This window comes from Pseudonocardia xishanensis (assembly GCF_039541715.1).
Lineage (GTDB): Bacteria > Actinomycetota > Actinomycetes > Mycobacteriales > Pseudonocardiaceae > Pseudonocardia > Pseudonocardia xishanensis.
The window spans coordinates 66,580-73,892 of sequence record NZ_BAABGT010000017.1 but is presented as its reverse complement, the minus strand read 5'-3'; the positions used below and the strand labels follow the sequence as shown (position 1 = coordinate 73,892).

Annotated in this window: 9 protein-coding genes; 3 read left to right on the top strand and 6 right to left on the bottom strand. The window is 73.4% G+C overall.

Features of this window, described 5'->3' with window-relative positions; translation table 11 throughout:
- Positions 1 to 55 precede the first annotated feature (55 nt).
- From ABD993_RS06225 to ABD993_RS06210, 4 genes are all read right to left on the bottom strand, one after another.
- The gene (locus ABD993_RS06225) at positions 56 to 1,594 is read right to left on the bottom strand and encodes an acyl-CoA synthetase (RefSeq protein WP_345413617.1); all 1,539 of its coding nucleotides are present in this window, start codon (positions 1,592 to 1,594) and stop codon (positions 56 to 58) included.
- An 83-nt stretch (positions 1,595 to 1,677) separates the two neighbouring features.
- Positions 1,678 to 1,863, bottom strand: a complete 186-nt coding sequence (locus tag ABD993_RS06220) for a hypothetical protein (protein WP_345413615.1) — start codon at positions 1,861 to 1,863, stop codon at positions 1,678 to 1,680.
- 185 nt (positions 1,864 to 2,048) lie between these two features.
- On the bottom strand, positions 2,049 to 2,384 hold the full coding sequence (locus ABD993_RS06215; protein WP_345413613.1) for a histone-like nucleoid-structuring protein Lsr2: 336 nt from the start codon (positions 2,382 to 2,384) through the stop codon (positions 2,049 to 2,051).
- Between the two features lie 242 nt (positions 2,385 to 2,626).
- Entirely contained in the window at positions 2,627 to 3,805 is a 1,179-nt protein-coding gene (locus tag ABD993_RS06210; protein ID WP_345413611.1) for an MBL fold metallo-hydrolase, read from the bottom strand.
- Positions 3,806 to 3,869: 64 nt separating this feature from the next.
- On the opposite strand from ABD993_RS06210, the gene ABD993_RS06205 reads away from it, so the two are divergent.
- Positions 3,870 to 4,637 (top strand): enoyl-CoA hydratase-related protein, encoded by a 768-nt coding sequence (locus tag ABD993_RS06205; RefSeq protein ID WP_345413609.1) that lies wholly within the window; start codon positions 3,870 to 3,872, stop codon positions 4,635 to 4,637.
- A gap of 10 nt (positions 4,638 to 4,647) precedes the next feature.
- Positions 4,648 to 5,112, top strand: coding sequence for a MarR family winged helix-turn-helix transcriptional regulator (locus ABD993_RS06200; protein ID WP_345413607.1), 465 nt, complete (start codon positions 4,648 to 4,650; stop codon positions 5,110 to 5,112).
- A gap of 18 nt (positions 5,113 to 5,130) precedes the next feature.
- On the opposite strand, the gene ABD993_RS06195 is transcribed toward ABD993_RS06200, so the two are convergent.
- Positions 5,131 to 5,901, bottom strand: a complete 771-nt coding sequence (locus ABD993_RS06195) for a hypothetical protein (RefSeq protein ID WP_345413605.1) — start codon at positions 5,899 to 5,901, stop codon at positions 5,131 to 5,133.
- Between the two features lie 18 nt (positions 5,902 to 5,919).
- Between ABD993_RS06195 and ABD993_RS06190 the strand changes: the two genes are divergently transcribed.
- Positions 5,920 to 6,129 carry a hypothetical protein gene (locus ABD993_RS06190; RefSeq protein WP_345413604.1) on the top strand — a complete coding sequence of 70 codons (210 nt, stop codon included), beginning with the start codon at positions 5,920 to 5,922 and terminating at the stop codon, positions 6,127 to 6,129.
- Here ABD993_RS06190 and ABD993_RS06185 read toward each other — a convergent pair.
- The gene (locus ABD993_RS06185) at positions 6,072 to 7,295 is read right to left on the bottom strand and encodes a L,D-transpeptidase (protein WP_345413602.1); all 1,224 of its coding nucleotides are present in this window, start codon (positions 7,293 to 7,295) and stop codon (positions 6,072 to 6,074) included. The genes ABD993_RS06190 and ABD993_RS06185 overlap by 58 nt on opposite strands.
- Positions 7,296 to 7,313 lie beyond the last annotated feature (18 nt).

Sequence of the window (7,313 nt, the reverse complement as noted above, 5' to 3'; positions counted from 1 at the left end):
TCTGACCATGCACCGATCATGGAGCTACACGCCGCCGATGTTTGGGAGACACGCTCTAGTGCGGGTACCGGTCCCGGAGCTGCTGCTTGACGAGCTTGCCGGTGGGGGTGCGGGGCAGGAAGTCGGTGAAGTCCACCGTGCGCGGCGCCTTGTAGTGCGCGATCCGCTCGCGGACGTACTCGATGAGCTCCCGCTCGAGCTCCGGGCCCGCGGACGCGCCCTCCGCGGGCTGCACGACGGCCTTGACCGCCTCGCCCATCTCCTCGTCCGGGACGCCGATGACGGCCACGTCCAGCACCGCGGGGTGGGTGACCAGCACGTCCTCGATCTCGCGCGGGTAGATGTTCACCCCGCCCGAGATGATCATGAAGGCCTTGCGGTCGGTGAGGAACAGGTAGCCCTCGTCGTCCAGGTAGCCGAGGTCCCCGGTGGTGGTCCAGTTCTCGTGGTCCGGGTGCTGCGCGGACGCGGTCTTCTCGGGGTCGTTGTGGTACTCGAAGGGCCGCTCGTCCCGCTCGAAGTAGATCGTGCCGACCTCGTAGGGGCCGAGGACCTTCCCGGCGTCGTCCGCGATCCGGACGACGCCCAGCCCCGCGCGGCCCACGGTGCCCGGCCGCTCCAGCCACTCCGCGGAGTTGACGAACGTGATCCCGTTGGCCTCGGTGGCGGCGTAGTACTCGTAGAGCACCGGGCCCCACCAGTCGATCATCGCCTGCTTGACCTCGGGCGGGCACGGTGCCGCGGCGTGGATCGCCACCTTCAGCGACGAGTGGTCGTAGCGCCCGCGGACCTCCGCGGGCAGCTTGAGCATCCGCACGAACATCGTGGGCACCCACTGGCTGTGCGTGACCCGGTACCGCTCGATCGCGGCCGGCGCCGCCTCCGGGTCGAACCGCTCCATGACGACGGCGGTGCCGCCGATGGCCTGCACCGTGGCGGAGAAGCGCAGCGGGGCGGCGTGGTAGAGCGGCGCGGGGGAGAGGTAGACGGTCTCGGTGTCGAAGCCGTACATCGGGCCGAAGATGTCGATGTAGGTGTCGCCGGGCTCGTCGACGTTCGAGTCCGGCAGGACCGGCTTGATCCCCTTGGGGCGGCCGGTGGTCCCCGAGGAGTAGAGCATGTCCGCGCCGCGGGGCTGCTCCGGCAGCGGCTCGGCGGACACGTCCGCCAGCTCGGCGTCGTAGTCCGGATAGGCGGCCGACCCGGGGATCTCGCCGCCGAAGGCCAGCCGGATGTCGACCTTCACCTGGTCGCCGATGGCCGCCGCCAGCCCGGCCACACCCGCGGACACCACCAGCGCCTTCGCCCCGCAGTCGGTGACGATGTACGCGGCCTCGGGCGCGGACAGGTGGTGGTTGACCAGCGTGATGTAGAGCCCGGAGCGGCGTGCCGCCCAGTAGACCTCGAAGACCCGCGGGGTGTTCTCGGCGACGAGCGCCACCACGTCCCCGCGGCGCAGACCCTGCTCGTGCAGGTAGCGGGCCAGCCGTGCGGAGCCCTCGTCCAGCTCGCGGAAGGTCAGGGTCTCCCCGCTGCCCGCCATCACGACCGCGGGCTTGTCGGGCGTGGTCGCTGCGTGGGTCCCCGGGTACATGGCCGTCCTCTTCCTCGATCGACGTGACGTCCGCGATCCTGGCAGAGCCTGCCGCCCACCGGGGCGAGCGGTGACCGGGACCGCTAGGCCGTGGCGGCCCTGGCGCTCTCGACGGAGGGGTGACCGGACCCGGCGCAGCGCTGCGCGGCGACCACGGTCCGCCGGGCCTCGAAGCGGTTGTGCAGCCGCAGGACGGCCTCGGCGGTCACGTGCTTCAACAGGCCGCACTCGGGGCAGGTGCCGTAGCCCTCGGTGACGTGCTCTCCCACGTGTCGTGCCTCTCGCGTCTGCCGTTCACCGGTTCGGGGTCGGGAACGGATCGCGGGAGTCTACCGGGCCGGACGGTGCGTGATCTCACCTCGTCGGGTGGGAGGAAGGTCACCGAAAGGCCCGCGGTGGGGCGGCGGAATATGACGGACAGATCACTAATCGTGGAGGTTCTGCAACGCGGCGATCAGTGCGCCGCGTGGTAGGCCTCGAGAACATTGGACGGGATCCGCCCACGCTCCGAGATCTTCATCCCCTGCGCGGTGGCCCATTCCCGAATGGCCTGGTTCTGCTGCCGGTCGGAAACGGGCCGGGCAGCGGGCGCGGCCGCCGAAGCGGCGCGCCGTCCGCCGGTCCGCCGGGCGGCCGCGATGTAGGGCGCGAGCACCTCGCGCAGCTTCTCGGAATTCTTCGCCGACAGGTCGATCTCGTAAGACTTCCCATCGACGGAGAACTCGACCTGCTCGTCGGCCTCGCCGCCGTCCAGGTCGTCGATCAGGGTGACCGTCGTCTGCTTCGCCATGTGTTTCCCGCCTCTCATGCCCGGATGTGCGCCCTTCGCCGGGGCTCGGCCGACGCGCGGGCCACACGGAGACGGGTCACGTGTGCGGAGTGCCGCGGAACGGTGCGAGAGGAACCGGAGAATGCGTTGGCGCCACAATAAACGAAGGGCTCGGAGAATGTCGATGCGGGGTCCCATTCTCCTCGCCGGTCACCCCTTCGGCGTATCTCGGTGGAAGTTAACGCTCGGCGGTGCGCAGGGCGTCACGAATGGTCGCCGGCGTCCACCGCGGACCACCAGTCGGGTGTCGACGAGTCCGTCGTCAGGTCGATTCGCCGCCCCGGAACCGGCAGGACCAGCGGGATTCCCGCCGAATCCGCGGCGGCCCGCAACCGGGTCACCGGCTCCGACCAGGGATGGAAGCCGAGATTGAACGTGGCCCAGTGCACCGGGAGCAGCGCGGATCCGCGCAGGTCCCCGTGTGCGCGCACGCTTTCCTCGGGATTCATGTGGATGTCCGGCCACAGATCCGCGTAGGCGCCGATCGGCAGGACGGTGAGGTCGAACGGTCCGAACCGCTCGCCCGTCCGGACGAAGACGCTGGTGTAACCGGTGTCGCCGCCGAAGTAGGCGCGGCGGCGCGGGCCGCGTACGACCCAGGACGACCACAGCGTGGTGTCGCGGGCCAGGGACCGGCCGGAGAAGTGCCGGGCCTCCGCGCAGACCAGGGTCAGCTCGCCCACGGTCGCCTCGCCGGACCAGTCCAGCTCCACGATCCGGCCCTCGGGGACGCCCCAGGCCCGCAGGTGCGCCCCGATGCCGAGCGGCACCACGAACGGAGCCGTCCCGTGCCGCGGGTCGGCGAGCAGCGCCCGGACGGTGGGCAGGTCGAGGTGGTCGTAGTGGTCGTGGGAGATCACGACGGCGTCGAGCGGCGGGAGGTCGGTGAGGGGTACCGGCACCGGGTGGAGCCTCTTCGGCCCGAGCAGCCGCGAGGGGGAGACCCGCTCGCCCCAGACGGGATCGGCGAGCACCCGGTGCCCGTCGATCTCCAGCAGGACGCTGGAGTGCCCGAACCAGGTGACCGCCAGCTCCCCGGCGGGGCCGAACGCGGGCCGGGCCAGTGGGACGGGCCCGCGCGGCACCCCGGCGGAGCGCTTGCGCAGGTCGCGCAGCGCCGCCCGGCCGACCCCGGGCGGGAGCGGGGTCGGCGGCTCGGTGTTGACGTAGACGCCGTCGCGGGCGTTCGAGGACCCGGCGGCGACCGCGCGCAGGGTGTCCCGGCGCGCACCGAGCGCGCGGGGGAGGCCCCAGGCGGCGGCGGTGACGGCACCGGCGAGCCCGGCGCCCGCCAGGGCGGCCCCGGCGAGGGCCACGCCTGCGAGCGCGGCTCCGACCCGGGCCGGACCGACACGGGCGGGGGTGGAACGGAGGGGGAGCACCTGCTCAGGCTACGAGCGCACCACCGACGGCGGTGCGCGAACCCGCGGACGTAGGTTGAGGCCCATGACCACCACCACCGCGCCCCGGGTGATCGTCGAGCGTCGGGACCGGGTGCTGCTCGTCCGGATGGACCGCACTGCCAAGCGCAACGCCGTCGACGCGACCATGACCGCCGCCCTCGACGGCGCGCTGAACGAGCTCGAGGACGATCCGGACCTGTGGTGCGGGGTGCTGACCGGCGGCCCCGAGGTGTTCTGCGCGGGCACCGACCTGGCCGAGGGCCCGGGTGCGCCGACCCCGCGCGGCGGGAACTACGGCGTGGTGCGACGGCGGCGCACCACCCCGTTGATCGCGGCGGTGGAGGGTGTCGCCTACGGCGGCGGGTTCGAGATCGTGCTGGCCTGCGACCTCGTCGTCGCGGGGGAGTCCGCCCGCTTCGGGCTGCCGGAGGTGGCGCGCGGCGTGGTGGCGAACTGTGGGGCACTGTTCCGGGCGCCGCGGCCGCTGCCGCTGAACGTCGCGAAGCAGATGCTGCTCACCGGGCGTCCGCTGGCGGCGGCCCGGGCCCACGAGCTGGGGCTGGTGTCCGAGCTCGTGCCGGACGGCGGGGCGGAGGCCGCCGCGCTCGCCCTCGCAGCGGCGATCTGCGCCAACTCGCCGGTGGCGGTGGGGGCCACGCTCGCCGCCGTCGAGCGGGTGGCGGGGGCGGGGGACGAGCTGGGCTGGGCGGCGACGGCCGAGGCCGCGGCGGTCACCGATCCCTCGGCCGACCGGGCCGAGGGGATCGCGGCGTTCCTCGAGAAGCGCGAGCCGCGCTGGACCGGCAGGTAACCTGGTGATCATGTCGGAGTCGCCCACCGGTCCCCTCCGGGACGAGCTGATCCGGCTGCTGCAGGCCTACGCGACCGAGTCCGCCCGGCTGGCGGGGGAGTTCTCGGCGGCGAACGGGCTGCACACCACCGACCTGCACGCGCTCATCGCGGTGCTCAACGCGGACGGCCGCGGCGAGCCACTCACCGCGGGTCGGCTGGGCGCCCACCTCGGGCTGTCGTCCGGGGCCACGACCGCACTCGTCGACCGGATGGAGCGGCACGGGTACGTGCAGCGCGTCCGGGACACCGTGGACCGGCGGCGCGTGGTGCTGACCTACGGCGAGGAGGCCGCGCGGATCGGGCGGGAGTTCTTCGGCCCGCTCGGGGCCGACATGGACGCGCTGCTCACCGGGTTCACAGTGGACGAGCTCGGCGCGGTGGAGCGGTTCCTCGCCGGCGTCGTCGACATGGTCGGGGACCGGCGACGGTCCTGAGGAGACCCCAGACCTGGATCAGACCTGGATCGCGATCTCGCGGCCCAGGGCGTAGGGCGGGAGCAGCTCCAGGCCGTCCCCGCTCCAGAACCGGCCGGGGTCGTACCAGTTCGCGCCGCGGTCCACCGGCAGGATCCCCATCTCCTCCAGCGTGACGGCGACGACCTCGGCGCAGTACGCGGAGTCCAGGCCGGGGGCGGGCGGCTCCTCGTGCGGCGCGGGCTCCGGGACCTCCCGCGCGGGGGCGTCCCGGCGCCACAGCCGGTGCACCCGGTCCTTGGTGGCGTCGACGAACCGGTCCAGCAGCGCGTCCCCGGTGCGCGAGACCTGCTTGACGCCCTCGACGGTCTGCCAGGCCGTGTCCTGCAACGCCGGGGCACGGCCTCGCAGCCACCGACCGGCGAGGCGCAGGGTGGACGGGAACGGGGTGCCGTCCAGCCGGGCCACCGTGCGCAGCGCGGCGTCCTCGGCCTCCCGCGGCACCTCCGGGGTCAGCTGGCGCAGCCAGGCCTGCTGGTCGTAGCGGTGCACCCACTGCTCGACGGCCGCCCGCAGGTCGTGCAGCTGCACACCGCGCTGGTGCGTCCCCGACCAGAGGTCCGGCAGCGCCCGGCCCAGCTCCGCGTGCCACATCAGCGGCGGCAGGTCGTCCACCACCAGCGCCATCCCGACGTGGTTGACCGGCGCGTTCGTCGCCGTGCGGATCGCCCGGTCGGCCCCGCTGCGGCCCCGGAACAACCAGACGTCGCCGGTCCGGGTGAGGTCGAGGGCGGCGTCGAGCGTCAGCACGCCGGTAGGTTACGGCGCATGCGTGTGACGGTGTGGAAGGTGATCGGCCTGGCGGGTCTGGCCGGGGTCGCGGCCGGGGGCGCCGTGGTCGCCCGCAACGAGCGCAAGCGCCGTGCGTACACCCCGGACGAGATCCGCGGCAGGCTGCACCAGCGCGTGGCCGAGGCGGCTCAGGCGGAGAGCGCGCTCATCGCCCGCCAGTCCGCCCAGGACACCGCCCAGTCGTAGACGTCCCCGTCCGCGGCGGACAGCGGCACGCTGCTCCCGGTGACCTCCACGGGATCGCCGTAGAGCGCGGTGTCGAAGTAGGCCCTGGCGTTCGCGGTGGACAGGTTGATGCAGCCGTGCGAGACGTTCCGCCTGCCCTGCGCGCCCACCGAGGCCGGGTTGGCGTGGATGAACTCGCCGTTGTTGGAGATCCGCACGGCCCAGTACTCCGGCTGGTCCACATAGCCGTAGTCCGGGTTGGACATCAGCACCTTCTCGTTCTTGGCCATCACGATGTGGGTGCCGCTGCGGGTGACCCGGCGCGGGTCGGTCTCCAGGCCGTAGCTCGCGGGCAGGTCCATGACCTGCTGTCCGTCCCGGATCACGACGATCCGGTGGCTGTCCTCGTCCGCCTTCACGATCTGGCTGCGTCCGACGGTGAAGTGGGTGGTCAGGTCCGCCCGGCCGTAGCCGACGCCGAGGTCCCGGCCGAGCAGCGGCACGGACACGCTGACCTGCGTGCCGACGGGCCAGTAGTCCTTGGGCCGCCAGTGCACCCGGGAGCCGCCCCAGTCGTCCGGCAGCCAGGCCCAGGCGCCCTCGACGGGGGTGGAGGTCTGCACGCTGAGCGCACGCTCGATCTCCGCCTTGGCCGCGGCCGGCAGGTCGCGGTCGAAGCGGACGATGATCGGGGCGGCCACGCCGACGGTCGCGCCGTCCTCGATGTTGAGCGTGCCCTTGACGTACCGCGCCGGCTTGACGGTGCCGAACGAGCCGGTCAGCGGGGTGACGGTGCCGTCGGGGGCGGTGAGCGTGCCCGCCCAGGTGTAGGTCTCGGCGTAGCCCAGCGGGGCCGTGGCGGTCCACTGTGCACGGTCGGCGGAGTAGGTGCCCGGCAGCGCGGCGCCGTCCGAGTCGGTGAGCGTGACACCGTCCAGGGTGCCCCCGGTGGCGCTGACCCGGGCGGCGCCGAGGGGGTGGACGTCCGTGGCGCCCGCCTCCGGCTGCAGGGTGGCGCGGGTGACGACGGCGGCCGCGGCCGGTGCCGCCGCGGGTGCGGCCACCGGATCGGGACGGGTGGGCCCGGCGTGGGCGGCGGTGCAGGCGACGACGAGTGCCCCGGCCATGCCGAGGGCCACCGCACCGCTCAGCACCCGGCGTGCCGTCCGCCACCGCACCGATTTCACGTCGATCCCTTCACAGCA